At 74.6% G+C, this 18577-nt stretch carries 13 protein-coding genes; 9 read left to right on the forward strand and 4 right to left on the reverse strand.

Annotated features, from left to right (window positions below):
• Nucleotides 1–42 precede the first annotated feature (42 nt).
• The 3 genes from ACZ6X9_RS07445 (at nucleotide 43) to ACZ6X9_RS07455 (ending at nucleotide 7014) form a co-directional block, all read left to right on the forward strand.
• Nucleotides 43–1290 (forward strand): glycoside hydrolase 5 family protein, encoded by a 1248-nt coding sequence (locus ACZ6X9_RS07445; protein WP_469776985.1) that lies wholly within the window; start codon nucleotides 43–45, stop codon nucleotides 1288–1290.
• A 513-nt stretch (nucleotides 1291–1803) separates the two neighbouring features.
• Entirely contained in the window at nucleotides 1804–3960 is a 2157-nt protein-coding gene (locus ACZ6X9_RS07450; RefSeq protein ID WP_469776986.1) for an endo-beta-N-acetylglucosaminidase, read from the forward strand.
• 9 nt (nucleotides 3961–3969) lie between these two features.
• On the forward strand, nucleotides 3970–7014 hold the full coding sequence (locus ACZ6X9_RS07455) for an alpha-mannosidase (RefSeq protein WP_469776987.1): 3045 nt from the start codon (nucleotides 3970–3972) through the stop codon (nucleotides 7012–7014).
• 178 nt (nucleotides 7015–7192) lie between these two features.
• On the opposite strand, the gene ACZ6X9_RS07460 is transcribed toward ACZ6X9_RS07455, so the two are convergent.
• Both ACZ6X9_RS07460 and thrS read right to left on the reverse strand, forming a co-directional pair.
• Nucleotides 7193–7765, reverse strand: coding sequence for a hypothetical protein (locus ACZ6X9_RS07460; RefSeq protein ID WP_469776988.1), 573 nt, complete (start codon nucleotides 7763–7765; stop codon nucleotides 7193–7195).
• A gap of 253 nt (nucleotides 7766–8018) precedes the next feature.
• Nucleotides 8019–9287 (reverse strand): threonine--tRNA ligase, encoded by a 1269-nt coding sequence (gene thrS / locus ACZ6X9_RS07465; protein WP_469777638.1) that lies wholly within the window; start codon nucleotides 9285–9287, stop codon nucleotides 8019–8021.
• A 354-nt stretch (nucleotides 9288–9641) separates the two neighbouring features.
• Here thrS and ACZ6X9_RS07470 point away from each other — a divergent pair, with 354 nt between their 5' ends.
• The 6 genes from ACZ6X9_RS07470 to ACZ6X9_RS07495 all read left to right on the forward strand — a co-directional run bounded on the left by ACZ6X9_RS07470 (nucleotide 9642) and on the right by ACZ6X9_RS07495 (nucleotide 16782).
• Entirely contained in the window at nucleotides 9642–12359 is a 2718-nt protein-coding gene (locus ACZ6X9_RS07470) for an alpha/beta fold hydrolase (protein ID WP_469776989.1), read from the forward strand.
• Entirely contained in the window at nucleotides 12356–13222 is an 867-nt protein-coding gene (locus ACZ6X9_RS07475; RefSeq protein WP_469776990.1) for an ABC transporter permease, read from the forward strand. The genes ACZ6X9_RS07470 and ACZ6X9_RS07475 overlap by 4 nt, the downstream gene beginning before the upstream one ends.
• 340 nt (nucleotides 13223–13562) lie before the next feature.
• On the forward strand, nucleotides 13563–14429 hold the full coding sequence (locus ACZ6X9_RS07480) for an SCO6745 family protein (RefSeq protein WP_469776991.1): 867 nt from the start codon (nucleotides 13563–13565) through the stop codon (nucleotides 14427–14429).
• A gap of 233 nt (nucleotides 14430–14662) precedes the next feature.
• Nucleotides 14663–15025 carry a MarR family winged helix-turn-helix transcriptional regulator gene (locus ACZ6X9_RS07485; RefSeq protein ID WP_469777639.1) on the forward strand — a complete coding sequence of 121 codons (363 nt, stop codon included), beginning with the start codon at nucleotides 14663–14665 and terminating at the stop codon, nucleotides 15023–15025.
• Complete coding sequence (locus ACZ6X9_RS07490; RefSeq protein ID WP_469776992.1) at nucleotides 15022–16455, forward strand: MFS transporter; 1434 nt, start codon at nucleotides 15022–15024, stop codon at nucleotides 16453–16455. The genes ACZ6X9_RS07485 and ACZ6X9_RS07490 overlap by 4 nt, the downstream gene beginning before the upstream one ends.
• 33 nt (nucleotides 16456–16488) lie before the next feature.
• Complete coding sequence (locus ACZ6X9_RS07495) at nucleotides 16489–16782, forward strand: DUF1330 domain-containing protein (RefSeq protein WP_469776993.1); 294 nt, start codon at nucleotides 16489–16491, stop codon at nucleotides 16780–16782.
• A gap of 106 nt (nucleotides 16783–16888) precedes the next feature.
• On the opposite strand, the gene ACZ6X9_RS07500 is transcribed toward ACZ6X9_RS07495, so the two are convergent.
• Both ACZ6X9_RS07500 and ACZ6X9_RS07505 read right to left on the reverse strand, forming a co-directional pair.
• Nucleotides 16889–17110, reverse strand: a complete 222-nt coding sequence (locus ACZ6X9_RS07500; RefSeq protein ID WP_469776994.1) for a hypothetical protein — start codon at nucleotides 17108–17110, stop codon at nucleotides 16889–16891.
• A gap of 207 nt (nucleotides 17111–17317) precedes the next feature.
• Nucleotides 17318–18361 (reverse strand): hypothetical protein, encoded by a 1044-nt coding sequence (locus ACZ6X9_RS07505; RefSeq protein WP_469776995.1) that lies wholly within the window; start codon nucleotides 18359–18361, stop codon nucleotides 17318–17320.
• Nucleotides 18362–18577 lie beyond the last annotated feature (216 nt).

Consider the following 18577-nt stretch of genomic DNA (forward strand, 5'->3'; position numbering starts at 1 on the left):
ACCGTCCCGGAAGGGCTGTACCCCGCCCTGGAGAGGAACTCCATGAGCGTGCGTTTCGGCGTCAACTACACCCCGAGCCGGGGTTGGTTCCACCACTGGCTCGACTTCGACCCCGACGACGTCCGCGCCGACCTGGACGGCGTCGCGTCCCTCGGCCTGGACCACATTCGGGTCTTCCCGCTCTGGCCGCTGTTCCAGCCCAACCGGACGCTGATCCGGCCGCGCGCCGTCGACCAGTTGGCACGGCTGGTGGACGAGGCCGGGGAGCGCGGCCTCGATGTCGCCGTGGACGGGCTCCAGGGACATCTGTCGAGCTTCGACTTCCTGCCGTCGTGGGTGACCACCTGGCACCGCCGCAACCTGTTCACGGACCCCGACGTCGTCGACGCGCAGGCCCGCTACCTCGCCGAACTGGCGGGGGCGCTGGCCGGGCGGGACAACTTCCTCGGGATGACGGTCGGCAACGAGACCAACCAGTTCGCCGGAGACCCGCACCCCGACCCGGACCGGATCACGTCCGCCGAGGCGGGCCACTGGCTGCGCCGGATGACGGAGGCGTGCGAACGGGCCGCGCCCGGCCGTACACATCTGCACGCCGCGTACGACGCGGCCTGGTACGACGGCACCCACCCCTTCACGCCCGCGCACGCGGCCCGGATCGGCGCGATGACCGCCGTGCACTCCTGGGTGTTCAACGGCACCGCCCAGCGGCACGGCCCGGACGGCGCCGCGACCGGGCTGCACGCCGCGTACCTGATCGAGCTGTCCAAGGCCTGGGCCGACGACCCGGACCGCCCGGTCTGGCTGCAGGAGGTCGGCGCGCCCGCACCGCACGTGCCGCCCGGGCGCGCGGCGGAGTTCACACGCACGACGGTCCGCAACGCGCTGGACTGCCCCGGGCTGTGGGGCGTCACCTGGTGGTGCTCGCACGACGTCGACCGGGCCCTGGCCGACTTCCCGGCGCTGGAGTACGACCTCGGGCTGTTCACCAACGACCGCCGGCTCAAACCGGCGGGCGAGGCTCTGGCCCGGGTCGTACGGGAGTACCGGGAGGGCGCGTACGACGAACCCGCGCCCCGGCACACGGCGCTCATCCTGGACGCGGGCGACGTGGAGAGCGCGCCGCTGCGGCCGCTGTGCGCGCCGGGCGGCGCCTACTTCGAGGCGTGGATGCGGAACGCCGCGGCAGGGGTCAGGCCGGCCGTGGTGCTCACCCAGCGCGTGGGAGAACCGGGCCATCTGGCGGGCCGCGGCATCGGGGAGACGATCGCCGTCGACCGGCTCCCCTGACCGCCGGGCCCGCCATCGGCCCGGTCCGCCCGCGGACCCCGGGGCCGAACGAGGAGGGCGCGATCCCCGGGGCCGGGGCTGTCCTTCCGCATATCCACTCGGAGGAGCGTCATGCACGGACCCACGCACCGATCCGTTCCCGCCGCGTCACCCCGACGAGCGGGTCCCGACGGAACCGCCCGCCGAGCGGGCCCGGAGGGCACTGCCCACCGGCCGGATCCGGACGGGCCCGCCCACCCGCCGGACACCGGCGGACCCGCTTCTCGGGCGGGTGCCGAGGGGCCCGCAGGTCGGCCGCGCACCGACCGGCCCGGCCGCCGGACCGTACCCGAAAGCCCCGCGGACCACGGACGTCCCGACGGCCCCACCCCTCGCCCGGGTCCCGAAGGACCCGCAGGCCGGCCACGCCCCGACCGGCCCGGCCGCCGGACCCTGCCCGAGGGCCCCACGGACCAAGCACGCCCCGACAACCCCACACCTCGCCCGGGCCCCGACGGCCTCGGCCGCCGGACCGTGCCCGACGGATCCGCTCACCGGTCCGTCCCGGCCGGACCCACCCGCCGCGCGGTCGTCGCCGCCGGGCTCGCGGCCGGCGTCGCCGTACCGGCCGCGTTCCCGTCGCCGGCGGTGGCCGGCGCCGGCCCGTCCTCCGGCGTGTCCCCGGACGGGACGCCCGTCCCCCTCCCCACCCCCGGCGCGCCACCGGACCTCCAGCCGTACGCCGCCTACTGGTTCCCCGGCTCCCCGCCCCCGGGCACGCCCCCGCCCGGCGTCGTCTGGCGGAGCCTCGCCCGGTGGAGAGCCGAGGAGGACCCCGACCTCCCGTTCAACCGCGCGTCCGTCCCGCTCGCCCCCCGCTTCACTCCCCCACCACGCGACGGCGCCCGGGCCGGGCAGGCCCGGATCAGTGCCCTGGTCTCCTTCGCCCCCACCTCCGGGCACCCCTCCCAGGGCGGGCCGACCGCCGACCACTACGCGTTCACCCACTGGGCCCATCTCGACGAGCTGGTCTTCTGGGGCGGGTCCTCCGGCGAGGGTCTGATCCTCGCGCCCACCGCGCCCGTCGTCGACGCCGCCCACCGCCACGGCGTGCCGGTCCTGGGCACGGTGTTCCTGCCCCCGGCGGCCTTCGGCGGACGGCCGGAGTGGACGCGGGACCTGCTGCGCCGCACACCGGACGGCCGCTTCCCGCTGGCCGGCCGGCTGGCCGCGGTGGCCCGCGCGTACGGCTTCGACGGCTGGTTCCTCAACGCCGAGACGGAGGGCGGCGACGCGCGACTGGCCGCGGACATGCGCGCCTTCGTGGCCCGTCTCCGCTCCGCCGGCCTGCGCGTCACCTGGTACGACGCGATGGCGGTCTCCGGGGAGATCGCCTGGCAGAACGAGCTGAACGACCGCAACGACGCCTTCTTCCGCGCCGCCGGCACGATGTTCCTCAACTTCGCCTGGTCCCGCGCGGGTCTGCGCTCCTCCGGGGAGCGGGCGGAGGCCATGGGCCGGGACCGCTACGAGCTGTGGGCCGGGGTCGACGTGGAGGCACGCGGCTGGGACACGGCCGTCGACTGGGACGCCCTCTTCCCGCCCGACCGCCCGCACACCGCGTCCTTGGGCCTGTACCGCCCGGAGTGGACCTGGAAGCGGGCGCCCGACCGCTCCCCCGCCGCCTTCCACGCCCGCGACGACCGTTTCTGGTCCCGCTCCACCGGCACCTGGCGTGCCCCCGCCGCGGCGGTCGCCGACCGTTCGACGCTCGTCTCCCTCCCTTTCGCGACCGTCTTCAACACCGGCCACGGGCTCGCCTGGTACGAGCGCGGGCGGCGCGTGCCGTCCGGCCCCTGGCACCACCTGGGGCTCCAGGACCGGCTCCCCGGCCGCCGCCGGGTGACCGCCGGCCCGGCCCCCGCCCCCTCCGTCGGCTACGACTTCGACGACGCCTGGCACGGAGGCGGCAGCCTGCTGGTCGCCGGCCCGCTCCCGGAACCGGCGACGGTGGAGCTGTACGCGGCCCGTCTGCCGCTGTCGCCGTCCACGGTCGTCGAGCTGACGTACCGCGCGGACGCCGGGAGCGCGCCCACGCGGGTGGAGTTCGCCGCCGACGTGGACGGGCGCACCGGCGTCCTGGCCGCCGGGCGGGCCGGGCCGGCGTGGACCACGGTGACCGTCCGGGCGGGCGCGCTGCTGCGGGGCCGCGCCCGGGGCACGCTCCGCACCCTGGGCGTGCGCCTCACCGCCGCGGGCGACGGGCCCGTGCGCTGGCGGCTGGGCCGGCTGGCCGTGCGGAACGGCGTCCCCGCGCCGCCCGGCCGGCCGGTCCGGCCGACGGTCACGGCGGCGGCGGTCCGCCCGGACGGTACGGCCGGCCTCCGCCTGGTCTGGCGCCCGGCCCCCGGCGGTGCCGCCGGGGTACGCCACTATGTGCTGCGCCAGTGCCTGCCCGGCGGGGGCGTCCGCTTCCTCGGCGGCACCGCCGGGCATGCCTACTACGTTCCGGAGCTCCGCCGTACGGCCGGCGAGGCGGTCACCCGCGTCGAGGTGTGCGCGGTGGACGAGACGTACGCCTCCTCGGCCCCCGCTGTCGTCGGGTTCCGCTGGCCGGACCCCGCCGACCGACGACCCGAATCCCGACGAGCCGAGTCCCGACGACCCGAATCCCGACGAGCCGATCGGTAAGGACACTCGATGCACAACGACCGCACGACCACCGAAGCCCGTCTGCGGCGGGTGCTGGAGGAACGCATCCGCCCGGCCGTGTACCCCGAGTCGGTACCGCTGGCCGTCGGCGTGTGGCACGCCCCCGGCGAGCCCGTGCCCGTCGCCGAGGGCCTGGCGGCGCCGCGCGAGGCCATCGGCCCCGGGGATGCCTGGGGCCCGGCCTGGGGGACGAGCTGGTTCACGGTGACCGGGACGGTGCCCGCCGGGTGGGCCGGACGGACCGTCGAGGCCCTGCTGGACCTGGGGTTCGACCCGAACATGACCGGGTTCCAGTGCGAGGGGCTGGTCTACCGGCCGGACGGCTCGCCGGTGAAGGGCCTCAACCCGCGCAACCACTGGGTGCGGATCGGCGCTCCCGTCGCCGGTGGCGAGGAGGTGCGACTGCACGTCGAGGCCGCCGCCAACCCCGTCATCCTGGACTACGAACCGTTCCGCCCGACCGAGCTCGGCGATCTCGCCACGGCCGACCGCCGACCGCGCTACCGGCTCGGCCGGATGGACCTCGCCGTGTTCGACCCCGCCGTCTGGGAGCTGGTGCACGACCTGGAGGTGCTGGACGGGCTGATGACCGGCCTGCCCGAGGAGTCACCGCGCCGCTGGGAGGTACTGCGGGCGGTGGAGCGGGCGCTGGACGCCGTGGACCTCCAGGACGTCGGCGCGACGGCCGGCCGCGCCCGCGAGCTGCTGGCCGGCGTCCTGTCGGCGCCCGCACCGGCGTCGGCGCACCGGATCAGCGCGGTCGGCCACGCCCACATCGACTCGGCGTGGCTGTGGCCGCTGCGCGAGACGGTCCGCAAGGTGGCCAGGACCACGTCCAACATGACGGCGCTGCTGGAGGAGGAGCCGGACTTCGTCTACGCGATGTCGCAGGCGCAGCAGTTCGCGTGGGTGAAGGAGCACCGGCCGGAGGTCTGGGCGCGGGTGAAGAAGGCGGTGGCGGACGGCCGGTTCGTGCCCGTCGGCGGGATGTGGGTGGAGTCGGACACCAATATGCCCGGCTCGGAGGCGCTGGCCCGGCAGTTCGTGCACGGGAAGCGGTTCTTCCTGGAGGAGTTCGGGATCGAGACGGAGGAGGTGTGGCTGCCGGACTCGTTCGGCTACTCGGCCGCACTCCCGCAACTGGTGCGGCTTTCGGGGTCGAAGTGGTTCCTGACCCAGAAGATCTCCTGGAGCAGGACCAACACGTTCCCCCACCACACGTTCTGGTGGGAGGGACTGGACGGCAGCCGCGTCTTCACCCACTTCCCGCCCATCGACACCTACAACGCCCAGCTCTCCGGCACGGAACTCGCCCATGCCGTCCGCAACTTCCGGGAGAAGGGCGGCGCCACCCGCTCCCTCGCCCCCACCGGCTACGGCGACGGGGGCGGCGGCACGACGCGCGAGATGCTGGCCCGGGCCCGGCGGCTCGCCGATCTGGAGGGGTCGGCGCGGGTGGTGTTCGAGCGGCCGTCGGCGTTCTTCGAGAAGGCGCACGCCGAGTACGCGGCGGACGCGCCGGTCTGGGCGGGCGAGCTCTACCTGGAGCTGCACCGGGCGACGCTCACCAGCCAGGCCCGCACCAAGCAGGGCAACCGGCGGGCCGAGCACCTGCTGTACGAGGCGGAGCTGTGGTCGGCGACGGCGGCGGTGCGCACCGGCTTCCCGTACCCGTACGAGCGACTGGACCGGCTGTGGAAGACCGTGCTGCTGCACCAGTTCCACGACATCCTGCCGGGCACGTCGATCGCCTGGGTCCACCGCGAGGCCGCGGCCACCTACGCGGCGGTCGCCGCCGAGCTGGAGTCGCTGATCGGCGACGCGCTGGCGGCACTCGCCGGGGACGCCTCGTCCGGCGGCACAGTCGTCTTCAACTCGGCGCCACACGGGCGCGGCGGCGTCGCGGCCCGGTGCGCCCGGCCGGCGGACAAGTGCCTGGTCCCGGAGCCCACGACGGCCGCGGGGCGCCGGGGCGGTGGGTACGTCCTCGACAACGGGCTGCTGCGGGTGGAGGTCGACGGCCGCGGCCTCGTCGTCTCGGTGGTCGACCGGGAGACCGGCCGTGACACGGTCCCGCCCGGCGCGGCGGCCAACCTGCTCCAGCTCCACCAGGACTTCCCCACCATGTGGGACGCCTGGGACGTCGACCGGTTCTACCGGAACACCGTCACCGACCTCACGGACGTGGAGTCGGTGGAGCTCACGGACGACGGCGCGGTCCGGGTGGTCCGCGCGTTCGGCGCGTCCCGGGCCGAACAGCGGATCACCCTGCCGGCCGGCGTGCGGCGGGTCGACTTCACGACGGAGGTCGACTGGCACGAGACGGAGAAGTTCCTCAAGGCCGCCTTCCCGCTGGACGTGCACACCGACCGGGTCGCCGCCGAGACCCAGTTCGGGCACCTGTACCGCCCCGCGCACACCAACACGAGCTGGGACGCGGAGAAGTTCGAGGCGTGCGCCCACCGGTTCGTCCACGTGACGGAGCAGGGCTGGGGCGTCGCGCTGGTGAACGACTCGACGTACGGCTACGACGTGACGCGCGGCGTCCGCGACCCGGATGCGTCCGCCCCCGGCACCGCCACCACGGTCCGCCTCTCCCTGCTGCGCGCCCCGCGCTTCCCCGACCCCCGGACCGACCAGGGCGTCCACCGCTTCGGCTACGCCCTGGTCCCGGGCGCCCGGATCGGGGACGCCGTGTGCGAGGGCTACCGCGTCAACCTGCCGGAGCGCCGGGTCCCGGGCGACCGGGGGACGAACAGCCTGGTGCACTCGCACAACGAGGCGGTCGTGGTGTCGGCGGTGAAGCTCGCGGATGACGAGAGCGGGGACGTCATCGTCCGCATGTACGAATCACTGGGCGGCCGGGCCGGGACGGAGCTGACGCTTCACTTCCCGGTCGAGTCCGTCCACCGGTGCGACCTGCTGGAACGGCCGCTGGAGGAGGTGGAGTCGGCGGAGGGCGCGGTCAAGCTGACGCTACGGCCGTTCGAGATCCTGACGCTGAGGGCGCGACGCGGCCCGTCCGGCGCGTGAGGACGACCGCGCGGTGGCCGGGCCGAGGGGTGCGCGACCCAAAGGGGAGCGCGGTCCAAGGGGTGCGGGGGCAAAGCCCTCGCCCCCCAGGGTCGCCGGCACGACGCCCCCGGCCGTGCGGTTCCCGCTCCCCCGTGGTGGGAACCGCACGCCGTGGCCCGGCCGGGTCAGCGCCGGGTCACCGCCGGGGCATCCAGTGGTGGACCTTGTAGTCGCCCTTCTCCACCGTCTCGAAGGGCGCGCTGCCCAGGCACTTGGGCACGCTCTTGGTGGGCAGGCCGTCCAGGGCCCAGCTATAGCCGAGCCGGTCCTCGCGGCCCTGGTCGAGGACGGTGAAGCCGAACCGCTTGCCCTTGAGGTCGCGGACCTTCGGCAGCCCGGGCGCGTCGACCACGTGCGACGAGGTGACGACACCGGTGGCGACGGCGGCCGGCCCGCCGGTGACGAGGCAGTCGACACGCCCCTCGAAGGAGACGCTCCACTTCGGGCCGTAGCGGTGGCTGACCCGGAAGGTGCCGTGCGCCTTGTCGAGGAAGCCGTGGGCGTCGAAGGTGAAGCGGACGTCGTCGCCGGGCTTCCGGGCGAGCTTGCCGGTGCCGGTGAGCGACGGTTCGTCGGCGGACCGTGCGACGGCGGGTCTCCCGGAGCCGTCCGCCACGGCCGGGGTCGCGACGCCCGTGGTCAGTGTGATCACCGTGCAGCCGGCGAGGGCGGCGGCGACGGCGGTGAGGGGGCGACGGGCGCGGGACATGCGGTTCTCCTGACGGACGGTCGGGGTGATCCGCCGAGGTCTCCCCCGGCCGGACACCACTCTGCCGCCGCCCCCGCCGGCCGCACCTCGTCCCCGGGGCCGACGCGCCTCCGCCGCGCGGCGGAACGCCGCTCCCCCGCGCGGCGGGCGCCGGCACCCCGGCCTCCGGCATGATCGGGGCATGCGCGCCGCCGTCCGTCGCCCCCCGTCAGCGCACCGGCTCCGTCCGTCGTCACCGTTCGCGCGCCGGCCGTCAGGCGTCCGCCGGTTCGTCCCACAGGCCGGTGCCGTGCGCGTCGGCCTGGGCCCGGGCGCGGGCCAGGAACGCGTCGGCGGGGAGCGGCGCGAGCTTCCGGCCGTCGCGGAGCCGGACGGCGAGCTGCCCGGCGGCGGCCTCCCGGGGGCCGAGGACGGCCTGGTACGGGACGAGCCGGGCCTCCCGGATCCGGGCCCCGAGGGTGCCGCGCTCGGGGGCGGCGACCTCGGCGCGGAGGCCGAGCTCCAGGCAGCGCCGGACGAGCGCCTCGGCGGCCGGGACCTCCGCTGCGGAGACGGGGAGGAGGACCACCTGGACCGGGGCCAGCCAGACGGGGAAGGCGCCGCCGTGCACCTCGATCAGGTGGGCCACCGCCCGTTCGACGCTGCCGATGACGGCGCGGTGCACCATGACCGGCCGGTGCCGGGCGCCGTCCGCGCCGATGTAGTGCAGGTCGAAGCGTTCCGGCTGGTGGAAGTCGATCTGGACGGTGGACAGGGTCGCCTCGCGCCCCGCCGCGTCGGCGATCTGCACGTCGATCTTGGGCCCGTAGAACGCGGCCTCCCCCTCGACCGCCTCGTACGGCAGCCCCGACCGGTCCAGTACGTCGGTGAGCAGGGCGACGGACCGTTCCCACAGTTCGGGCGCGGCCACGTACTTGCCGCCCGGGCCGGGCAGGGAGAGCCGGTGGCGGGCGGGGGTGATGCCCAGCGCCTTGTACGCCCGGCGGATCAGCTCCAGGGCGCCGGCGGCCTCGTCGGCGACCTGGTCGAGGGTGCAGAAGACGTGCCCGTCGTTGAGCTGGATCGCGCGGACCCGGGTCAGCCCGCCGAGTACGCCCGAGAGTTCGGACCGGTACATGCCGCCCAGTTCGGCGAAGCGCAGCGGCAGTTCACGGTAACTGTGGGAGCGGGACCGGTAGATGAGCGCGTGGTGCGGGCACATGCTGGGCCGCAGGACGACCTGTTCGCCGCCCAGGTCCATCGGCGGGAACATGTCGTCGTCGTAGTGCGCCCAGTGACCGGAGATCTCGTAGAGCTCCCGTTTCCCGAGCACCGGCGAGTACACGTGCCGGTAGCCCGCCCGGCGTTCGACCTCCCGGACGTACTCCTCCAACGCGTGGCGTACGGCGGCGCCGTCCGGCAGCCAGTACGGGAGACCCGCGCCCATCAGCGGGTCGGTGTCGAACAGATCGAGCTCACGGCCGAGTCGGCGGTGATCGTGCATGGCGGTCTCCTCGCGGTCGGGTGAGGCGAGTGACCACAGAACGAAGCCCCGGGGCACTCGCCCCGGGGCTTCGGACTAAGTCAGCAGTCAGCGCGCCGGGACGGGATCCGGCGTCGTCGTGGAGTGCTGGCTGGCGCGCTGCATGCCGATCACGCTAACAGACAGCGAGCGCCCGTCACCAGCCCCGTCCGGCCCGCCCGGCGTTCGAGGACCACCGCGCGGAGCGCGGTTTCGGCGGTGCGGGGGTGCGGGAGTGCGGGGGTGCGGGGGTGCGGGGGTGCGGGGGCAAAGCCTTTGCGGGAAACGGTGAACGGGCGTGCCCCCTCCGGGGGGAGGGCCAGGGGCGAGCCCCGTCCGCACGGCCCGCGCGGCACGCCGCATACCATTCGCGACATGAAGCTGCGTTTGCCCCGCCCCCGGCGCCCAAGGCGCAGCCGGCTCGCCGCCGCCGCGGCCGCACTGGCCGTCCTCGCCGGCGCCGGCACCTGGACAGCGGCGGAGGCCACCGGCGGCGACCCCCCGGTACATCGCGAGAACCGTTTCCTGACGATGCCGGAGTCACCGGCCGGCGGCACCAAGGCGGCGGTCCGCATCGACACGTCGTTCTTCACCGCCGGCGATTCCGGCCGCAAACCCGCCGTCCTCCTGGCCCACGGCTTCGGCGGCGACAAGGACGACGTACGCGGTCAAGCCGAGAAGCTGGCCCGCCGAGGCTACGCCGTCCTCACCTGGTCCGCCCGCGGCTTCGGCGAGTCCACCGGCCGCATCGGCCTCAACGATCCCGACCGCGAGGTCGCCGACGTCAGCCGCCTGATCGACTGGCTGGCGAAGCGCCCGGAGGTGAGGCTCGACCGCGACGGCGACCCCAGGGTCGGCATCGCGGGCGCCTCGTACGGCGGCGCCGTCGCCCTGCTGGCGGCCGGACACGACAAGCGCGTCGACGCCATCGCCCCGCAGATCACCTACTGGAACCTGGCCGACGCGCTCTTCCCGGACGACATCTTCAAGAAACTCTGGGCAGGCATCTTCTTCACCACCGGCTCCGCTTCCACGCCCGCCTCCGCCTCCGCCACCACCGGCGCGAAGGGCTCCGGCGGCGGATGCGGCCGGTTCGACCCGGAGCTGTGCGCGATGTACGAGCGGGTCGCCGTCGCCGGGCGGCCCGACGCGGACGCCCGTGCGCTGCTGGAGCGCCGCAGCCCGGCGGCCGTCGCCCGCGCCATCAAGGTGCCCACGCTGCTCGTCCAGGGCCAGAGCGACTCGCTCTTCCCGCTCACGGAGTCGGACCGGGCCGCCGAGGCCCTGACCCGCAACGGCGCACCCGTCGCCGTCGACTGGATCGCGGGCGGTCACGACACCGGCGGCTCCGACGAGGAGGACCGGGTCGCCGGCCGTACCCGGGCCTGGTTCGACCGCTACCTCAAGGAGGACGAGGGCGCCGGTACCGGCCCCGCGTTCCGGATCAGCCGGACCGGCGGCCTGGACACCACCGACGGCACCGCGCGGCTGCGCGGCGCGACCGGCGACCGCTACCCCGGCCTGCGCGGCGGCCTCGAGCCGGTACCGCTGACCGGCCGGGAGCAGCGCTTCGGCAACCCGGCGGGCGGCGCGCCACCCGCCGTGTCCGCCGTCCCCGGGCTCGGCGGGCTCTCCCGCCTCTCCGGCCTGGGCGTGGGGATGTCCCTCGACTTCCCGGGCCAGTACGCCCGTTTCGACTCCCCGAAGCTCGACGAGGGCATCCGTGTCACCGGCACGCCCGTCGCCCGCGTACGGGTGGCCTCGGACAGCGGCGAGGCCGTGCTGTTCGCGAAGGTCTACGACGTGGGGCCGGACGGGCGGCAGCAGTTGCCCGGCCAGTTGGTGACCCCGCTGCGGGTGACGGACGCCAAGGGCGGCCGGACGGTGGAGGTACGGCTGCCCGCGGTCGACCACACCTTCGAGGCCGGGCACCGGATGCGGCTGGTCCTCTCGTCCACCGACCTCGGCTACGCCTCGCCGACCGCCCCGGCCACGTACACCGTGTCGCTCGCCGGGCGGGAGCTGAGCGTCCCCACCGCCCCGGGGGTGCGCACCGGTTCGGCGGCGCTGCCCTGGTGGACGTGGGGGCTGCCGGCCGCCGGCGCGGCGGTCGCGGTGGTGCTGCTGGTCACCGGCCGGCGGCGGGGTTCCGTCCCCGCGCCGGACCCCGCCCTGGCGGACGTCCCGCTGGTGATCGACGGGTTGAGCAAGCGGTACGCCAAGTCGGCGGACCGGTACGCCGTCCGTGACCTGTCGTTCCGGGTGGAGCGCGGCCAGGTGCTCGGGCTGCTCGGGCCGAACGGCGCGGGCAAGACGACGACGCTCCGGATGCTGATGGGCCTGATCCGGCCGGACGGCGGCGAAGTGCGCGTCTTCGGGCACGCGATCCGGCCCGGTGCGCCCGTGCTGTCGCGGGTGGGTGCGTTCGTGGAGGGCGCGGGCTTCCTTCCGCACCTGTCCGGCCGGGCCAACCTGGACCTGTACTGGCGGGCCACCGGCCGTCCGGCGGAGGACGCGCACGCCGAGGAGGCCCTGGAGATCGCCGGACTGGGCTCGGCGCTGGACCGGGCCGTCCGCACCTACTCGCAGGGCATGCGGCAGCGGCTGGCCATCGCCCAGGCCATGCTGGGCCTGCCGGACCTGCTGATCCTGGACGAGCCGACCAACGGGCTCGACCCGCCGCAGATCCGTGAGATGCGCGAGGTGATGATCCGGTACGCGGCGGCCGGGCGCACGGTGATCGTCTCCAGTCATCTGCTGGCCGAGGTCGAGCAGAGCTGCACCCACCTCGTGGTGATGGACCGCGGACGGCTGGTGACGGCGGGACCGGTCGCGGAGATCACCGGGGCGGGCGAGACGCTGCTGATCGGGGTGGACGGCGAGGTGTCCGAGGCCGTCGCCGAGAAGGTCGGCGCGCTGCCCGGCGTGGCGTCGGCCGTCCGCGCGGAGACCGGGCTGCTGGTCCGGCTCGACGGCGCGACCATCCCGGAACTGCTGGTGGAACTGGTCCGGCTGGAGATTCCGGTGACGGGCGTGGGCCCGCACCGGCGGCTGGAGGACGCGTTCCTCACCCTGATCGGAGGCCAGGCATGACCGCAGGCACGAGCACGCCCCCGGCGGCCGCGCCCGGGTACCGCGCGGGGCGCACCCTGCCCCTGCGGGTCGAGGCGGCGCGGCAGTTGCGGCGGCGGCGCACGATGGTGGTCGGCGCCGTGCTGGCGGTCCTGCCGTTCGTCCTGATCGCGGCGTTCGCGATCGGCGGGCAGCCGGGCGGCCGGGACGGGCGGGTGACGCTGATGGACACCGCCACCGCCTCGGGGGTGAACTTCGCGGCCACGGCGCTGTTCGTCTCGGCCGGGTTCCTGCTGGTGGTACCGGTGGCGCTGTTCTGCGGTGACACGGTGGCGTCGGAGGCGGGCTGGTCGTCGCTGCGCTACCTGCTGGCGGCGCCCGTGCCCCGGGCCAGGCTGCTGGCGAGCAAGCTGGCGGTGGCGCTGGGGTTCAGCGCGGCGGCGATCCTGCTGTTGCCGCTGGTGGCACTGGCCGCGGGCACGGCCGCGTACGGCTGGGGGCCGCTGCGGATCCCGACCGGCGGGACGCTCCCGGCGGACACGGCGGTGGCCCGGCTGACGGCCGTCGTGCTGTACGTCTTCGTCAGCCAACTGGTCACCGCCGCCCTGGCGTTCTGGCTGTCGACGGTGACGGACGCGCCGCTCGGCGCGGTCGGCGGGGCGATGGGGCTGACGGTGCTGGGCAACGTCCTGGACGCGGTCACCGCGCTCGGCCACTGGCGTGATCTGCTGCCCGCGCACTGGCAGTACGCGTGGGCGGACGTCCTCCAGCCGCACGCCGAGTGGGGCGGCATGATCAAGGGGACGTCGGTGTCGGTGGCGTACGCGCTGGTGCTGTTCGCGCTGGCGTTCCGGCACTTCCGGGCGAAGGACGTGGTGTCGTGACGGACGTGGTGTCTGCCCTGACAACCGGGTCCTGACGGACGTGGTGTCGTGACGGACGTGGTGTCTGCCCTGACAACCGGGTCCTGACCAACGTGGTGACCTGACAGGCCGGGTGTCCTGAGGGACGTGGTGTCCCGACGGACGTGGTCTCGCGGGAGGACCCTGTCTCCGGACGTAACACGCTTCGCTTCCGGAACGTGGCCCCCTGCCGGAACACGATCTCCTGACGGAACGTGTCTCGTGACGGCCGGCCCGGGGTAACAGGTCCCTGTCGACGGGCCGACCGGGCGTTCTGCCGGGCCGGCCCGCCGCGCGTGAACTCCCCCCTACGGAGGTTTCCATGGACGACGCAGCAGCCACCCCGCCGGAGACCGTGGCCCGCGCCCTCTGGCGGCTGGCCGAACCGGTGCACGCCGTCACCTACTTCGCGCCCGAGGCGCGGGCGGCCTACGAGGAGGCGGGGCTGCGCGGCTGGCGGCGCGGCTACTTCGCGGGGCGCGCGGCGCCGTTCGGGCCGGTCGGCCCGGAGCCGGTGGCCGCCTCCTTCTTCGGCTTCGCCCCGACGACGGTCGCCGGAGCGCTGCCGTCCGTCTGGGAGATCGTCTCCCCCGGCCGCGCCCTCGAACTGCGGCGCGTGGGCGCCCGCAACGCGCTGCGCCGGCTGCTCGCCGGCCGGGACGAGGAGGTGGGCAGAGCCGCCGGCCTCCTCGCGGACCGCGTCCGCGACCTGGACTGCGGCGGGCGGGTGCTCAGCGCCGCCAACATGGCGCTCGGCCTCCCCGTCGATCCCCTCGACCGGCTGTGGCACGCGGCGACCCTGCTGCGCGAACACCGGGGTGACGGCCATGTGGCGGCGCTGGTCGCGGCCGACCTGGACGGTTGCGAGTCCCTGGCCCTGCGCGCCGGCATCGACGTCCCGCGCTCGGAACTCCAGCCGTACCGCGGCTGGACGGACGAGGAGTGGACCGCGGCCGTCCACCGCCTGGCCGCCCGCGGCCTCCTCACCCCGGACGGCACCGCCACCGACGAGGGCCGACGGCTGCACGTCTCGGTCGAGGAGGCGACGGACCGGGCGGCGGCCCGCCCGTGGCGGACCGCGGACCCCGTGGAACTCCGGGAGTTGACGGACGCCCTGACCCCGCTGTCCCACGCCTGCGCGGCGGCCCTCCGCTTCCCCAACCCGATCGGCCTGCCGAAGCCGGACTGACCGTCGAGCCGCCCCTCACCCCGCATCATGTGCGGCGAGGGCGGCGGTGGGCGTGCAGTGGGGGCGCGGCCCGTAGAACCGGCGCCCGTCGACATTTACATAAGCTATGAATATAAGTGCGCTATGCTTCGGACATGAGTCGTCGTCAAGACACCGCCTCCGACGCGTCCGCCGCCATCGGGGCAGCTCTCTACGGCCTGGCCACCAGGGCCGTGAGGCGCCTGCCCCGGGACATGAGCCTGACGTCCGCCGCCACCCTGGCGACCCTGGACCGGACCGGACCGCGGCGCATCACCGATCTGGCCGCGGTCGAGGGTGTCACCCAGCCCGCGATGACCGCCCTGGTCCGGGTGATGGAGGAGTCCGGCCTGGTCGAGCGGCGGGGCGACGCGTCCGACAAGCGGGTCACGCTGGTGTGCCTGACCGAGGCCGGCGCCTCCTATGTCCGGACGCGGCGCCAGGCGGGCGTCCACGCGTTCGAGCGGTTGATCGGTGAGCTCACCGACGACGAGGTCGAGGCGCTGGTGGCGGCCCTTCCGGCGCTGAGGCATCTGGCCGAGCTCGAAAGTCAGGACCGCGAAGGGCCGAAGCGGTGACCGGGCGGCCGGTCGGCGGGGGCGCGGTGAGGGCGTTCCCGGTGGCGCGTTCCGAGGCGCGGCCGTTGGTCCCCGCCCTGATGTTCATCGCTCTGGTCGTGGCGGCGGTCGGCAGCCTCGGGGCGCCGCTCATCACCAGCGTGGCGACCTCGTTCCACGTCTCGCTCGGCAGCGCGCAGTGGACGCTGACCGTCGCGCTGCTCAGCGGCGCCGTCGCCACGCCGGTCCTGGGCCGGCTCGGAGCCGGGCCGCACCGGCGGGCCACGATCCTCGTCACGCTGGCTGTCGTCGTCGCCGGCAGCGCGCTCACCGTGCTGCCGCTGCCGTTCGCGTGGCTGCTGGCCGGCAGGGCGGCCCAGGGCGTCGGGCTCGGGCTGACGGCGCTGATGATGGGCGTGGCCCGGGACCATCTCCCCGAGGAGCGCGGCGCGGCCGTGATCGCCCTGATCTCGGTGGTCTCGATCATCGGGGCCGGCGTCGGTTACCCGCTGACCGCACTGCTCGCCGAGTTCGGCGGGGTACGGGCCGCCTACGGCCTCGGCCTGGCCGTCACCGCCGCCACTCTCCTGACCGCGTGGCGCTCCATACCCGAAGCTCCCGCGGGCCGCTCCGCCCACGTCGATGTGGCAGGCGCGGTCGTCCTGGCCGTCGCGCTGCTCCTGGTGCTGTTCCTCGCCGGAGAACGGAGCCTGTGGAGCCGGCACCTCACCGTGGCGGCGGCTCTCGCCGTCGTCGCGGTGGTGCTGCTCTGCGTCTGGGCCGTCGTCGAGCTGCGCAGTACGACGCCCCTGGTCGACGTGCGGGCGGCGCGGCACCCGGCGGTCGCCGGGGCGAACCTCGCCATGTTCACCGGCGGGATCGGCATGTACCTGCTGCTCACGCTCATCACCCGGTACGCGCAGACGCCGCACGGCGCCGGCTACGGCTTCGGGCTGACGACCTTCGTCGCCGGACTGGTCCTCATCCCGTTCTCGGTGCTGGGATTCGTCGCCGGCAAGCTCACGCCGCGGGTCCGGACGCGGATCGCCGACCCCCTGCTCCTGGCAGGCAGCGCCGTCGTGGTAGGCGGCGGGTTCGCCCTGTTCGCGGCGGCCCGGTCGGACCTGGCCGAACTGTTCGCGGCGATGGGCGTGCTCGGCTTCGGTGTCGGCGGCTTCTCGGCCGCGATGCCCGGCGTCATCCTGGCCGTCACCCCCAAGAGCGAGACGTCGAGCGCCATGAGCTTCAACTACGTCGTCCGCAGCGTCGGGTACTCCCTGGGCAGCGCCTTCGGCGGCCTGATCCTCGCCGCGGGCACCGGCCCCGGCCGCCTCGTCCCCGACGACGGCGCCTACACCGCCGCGGCGTCGGCCGGGATCGGTGTCATGGCGATCACGACGCTGACCGGCCTCGCTCTCGCCCGCCGACGCTCGTCCGAAACCAACCCGTAAGTCGGATGCACTCGTTCCAACACTGGAGGTTCCATGCCCAAGGGCTACTGGGTCAGCGTCTACCGCACCATTTCGGACCCCGAGAAGCTGGCCGCCTACAACAAGCTGGCCGGTCCGGCCGTCAGGGCCGGAGGCGGCCGGACCTTCGTCCTTGACGGCCGGGTCGCGGCGTATGACGCCGGAATGGCCGAGCGCACCATCCTGATCGAGTTCGACAGCTTCGAACAGGCCGTCGCGGCCCGCGAGAGTGCGGCCTACCAGGAGGCGCTGGCCGCCCTCTCCGACGGCGTCGAGCGCGACTTCCGCATCGTCGAAGGCCTCGACTGACCGGGGTCCGGCCGGAACTTCACTGAAGTACGGCACGCGACACTGGCGAGCGCGGCCGGCGTCCTGCCTCGAGGAGCTCGGCGACCTCGTCCACGGTGAACCCGAGTCACCGGGCGACCTTGATCACCCGCAGCGCGGTCACCGCGCCCTCGCCGTAAGGGCGGTGGCCGCCGCTGCCCGGCGGCGGGTCGCACGGTGGGAGCGTCCGGAACCGCCCGTGCGCCCGGCCCATCGAGACGTCCGGACGGAACAGGCTCTCGCGGGAGGTGATGGTGACGGTGAAGACATGCGGCAGCCGCTTTGCCGGACTGAACCCCGAGTCGTGCAACCGCCCGTGTCCGCACCACAGTTCCCCCGAGCCGACCCGTCCACCGGCATCGGCGGAGCATCACGTCGCCGGTCGGCTGACGAGCAGGTGACGTACACGTACACGGCCACCGGCTCTGCGAACATCCCGGACAACCCTCACTCCAGCCGGAAATCGGACGGAACGTCCTCGCCCGCACAGAGCCCGTGACCCGCCACCGGCGACAAGTCACTGTTTTCGCCAGTTTTCCTTGATCAACCGAGTGACGGGCGCGAACACCATGCCGACGAGGAGGATCCAGCCGGCGCTCCGGCAGAACGCCTGGAGCCCGTGGGCCGGGTAGCCGGTCAGGGACGCCGTGCACCCGTAGGCCACCGCCACGGCGACGAGAGCGCGCCAGGCCTGGCCGACCGGTGACCAGGCGCTGTCATCCAGCGTGTCCGTTTCCAGGCCCAGCGCGAGCAGGAGGGCGACGGGCAGCAGGAACGCTCCGACGACGTTCGAGGTGATCGACGTCGTGTGGTCCTCGTCGAACCGCAGGGTGAGGTCAACCCTCCACCGGCGATCCGCCAGCCCGCGCAGTTCCGAGAGATCAGCGTGGTACCCACCGAGGGAGGGAGCGGCCGCCGCCCAGAGGATCGGCAGCCGCTCGCCCTGGCGCAGCGGCCCGCGGGTGTGCACCGGTCCGACGGGCAGTCGCGCGGGGCCACCGGGAACGGATACGAGCAGACGACTGCGGTAGCCCACGACACGGTCGCGATCGTCGTCGTCGTAATCCTTGCCCACGACGTGCGGCGGCTCCGCGATGGTGGCGGTGGCCACCTCGGCGCCCGCACGCTGGAGAGCGGCCTGCACGCTGTCGCGTTCCGGCAGGTCGGGGAAGGCTCCGACGGTCACGGCCGCAGCCACCAGGAGCAAGTTCGCGCCGACCTGCCGGGTCCTGATCCAGCCGTCCGATGCGAACGGGGCGTCGACCTGCCTCCATCGTCGGCGAGGCCCCGGCCTCTTCCTGGGATGCGACCCCTTCTCCAGGGAAACGCCGTCCTCCGGCGCCGGAACCCAGGCGTGCGCGCTACGGAGCCACAGCAGCACCGCGCGCACGACCACGGCCCCGGCAGCCGTCCACACGAGGACCAGCACGCCCGTATGGGGCGCGGGTTGGTGATCGATGCCGAGGGCCCAGACGCAGGCGGCCACGGTGGCGGCGCAGGCCGCAGCCGTGCTCAGGCGAACGGCGCGGGTCAGCGCCTCGTAATGGATCAGGTGCGGCATGGGCCCCCCACGGCTCACGATCACGATGCGGAACGACATCGGGTGCGCCGGCGTCGGCCTGCGCACAGCCCCAGTCGATCATGGGAACACCCCTGCGGGAAACAGTCCGCCCGGCCCTCGACCGCGTAATCCGTGACCGCCTGACCCGCCCACCGACCCCACCCCCCGGTGAGGGAGCCCCTCTCCCCGCACCGCTTGCCCGTCATACACCTTGGG

The organism is Streptomyces sp. NPDC052910 (assembly GCF_055585605.1).

Coding starts and splice junctions, on each gene's coding strand:
- ACZ6X9_RS07475 (WP_469776990.1), top strand. CDS start 12,356: ATGACCGCAGGCACGAGCACGCCCCCGGCGGCCGCGCCCGGGTACCGC.
- ACZ6X9_RS07505 (WP_469776995.1), bottom strand. CDS start 18,361: ATGCCGCACCTGATCCATTACGAGGCGCTGACCCGCGCCGTTCGCCTG.
- ACZ6X9_RS07470 (WP_469776989.1), top strand. CDS start 9,642: ATGAAGCTGCGTTTGCCCCGCCCCCGGCGCCCAAGGCGCAGCCGGCTC.
- ACZ6X9_RS07480 (WP_469776991.1), top strand. CDS start 13,563: ATGGACGACGCAGCAGCCACCCCGCCGGAGACCGTGGCCCGCGCCCTC.
- ACZ6X9_RS07485 (WP_469777639.1), top strand. CDS start 14,663: ATGAGCCTGACGTCCGCCGCCACCCTGGCGACCCTGGACCGGACCGGA.
- ACZ6X9_RS07460 (WP_469776988.1), bottom strand. CDS start 7,765: ATGTCCCGCGCCCGTCGCCCCCTCACCGCCGTCGCCGCCGCCCTCGCC.
- ACZ6X9_RS07445 (WP_469776985.1), top strand. CDS start 43: ATGAGCGTGCGTTTCGGCGTCAACTACACCCCGAGCCGGGGTTGGTTC.
- ACZ6X9_RS07495 (WP_469776993.1), top strand. CDS start 16,489: ATGCCCAAGGGCTACTGGGTCAGCGTCTACCGCACCATTTCGGACCCC.
- ACZ6X9_RS07455 (WP_469776987.1), top strand. CDS start 3,970: ATGCACAACGACCGCACGACCACCGAAGCCCGTCTGCGGCGGGTGCTG.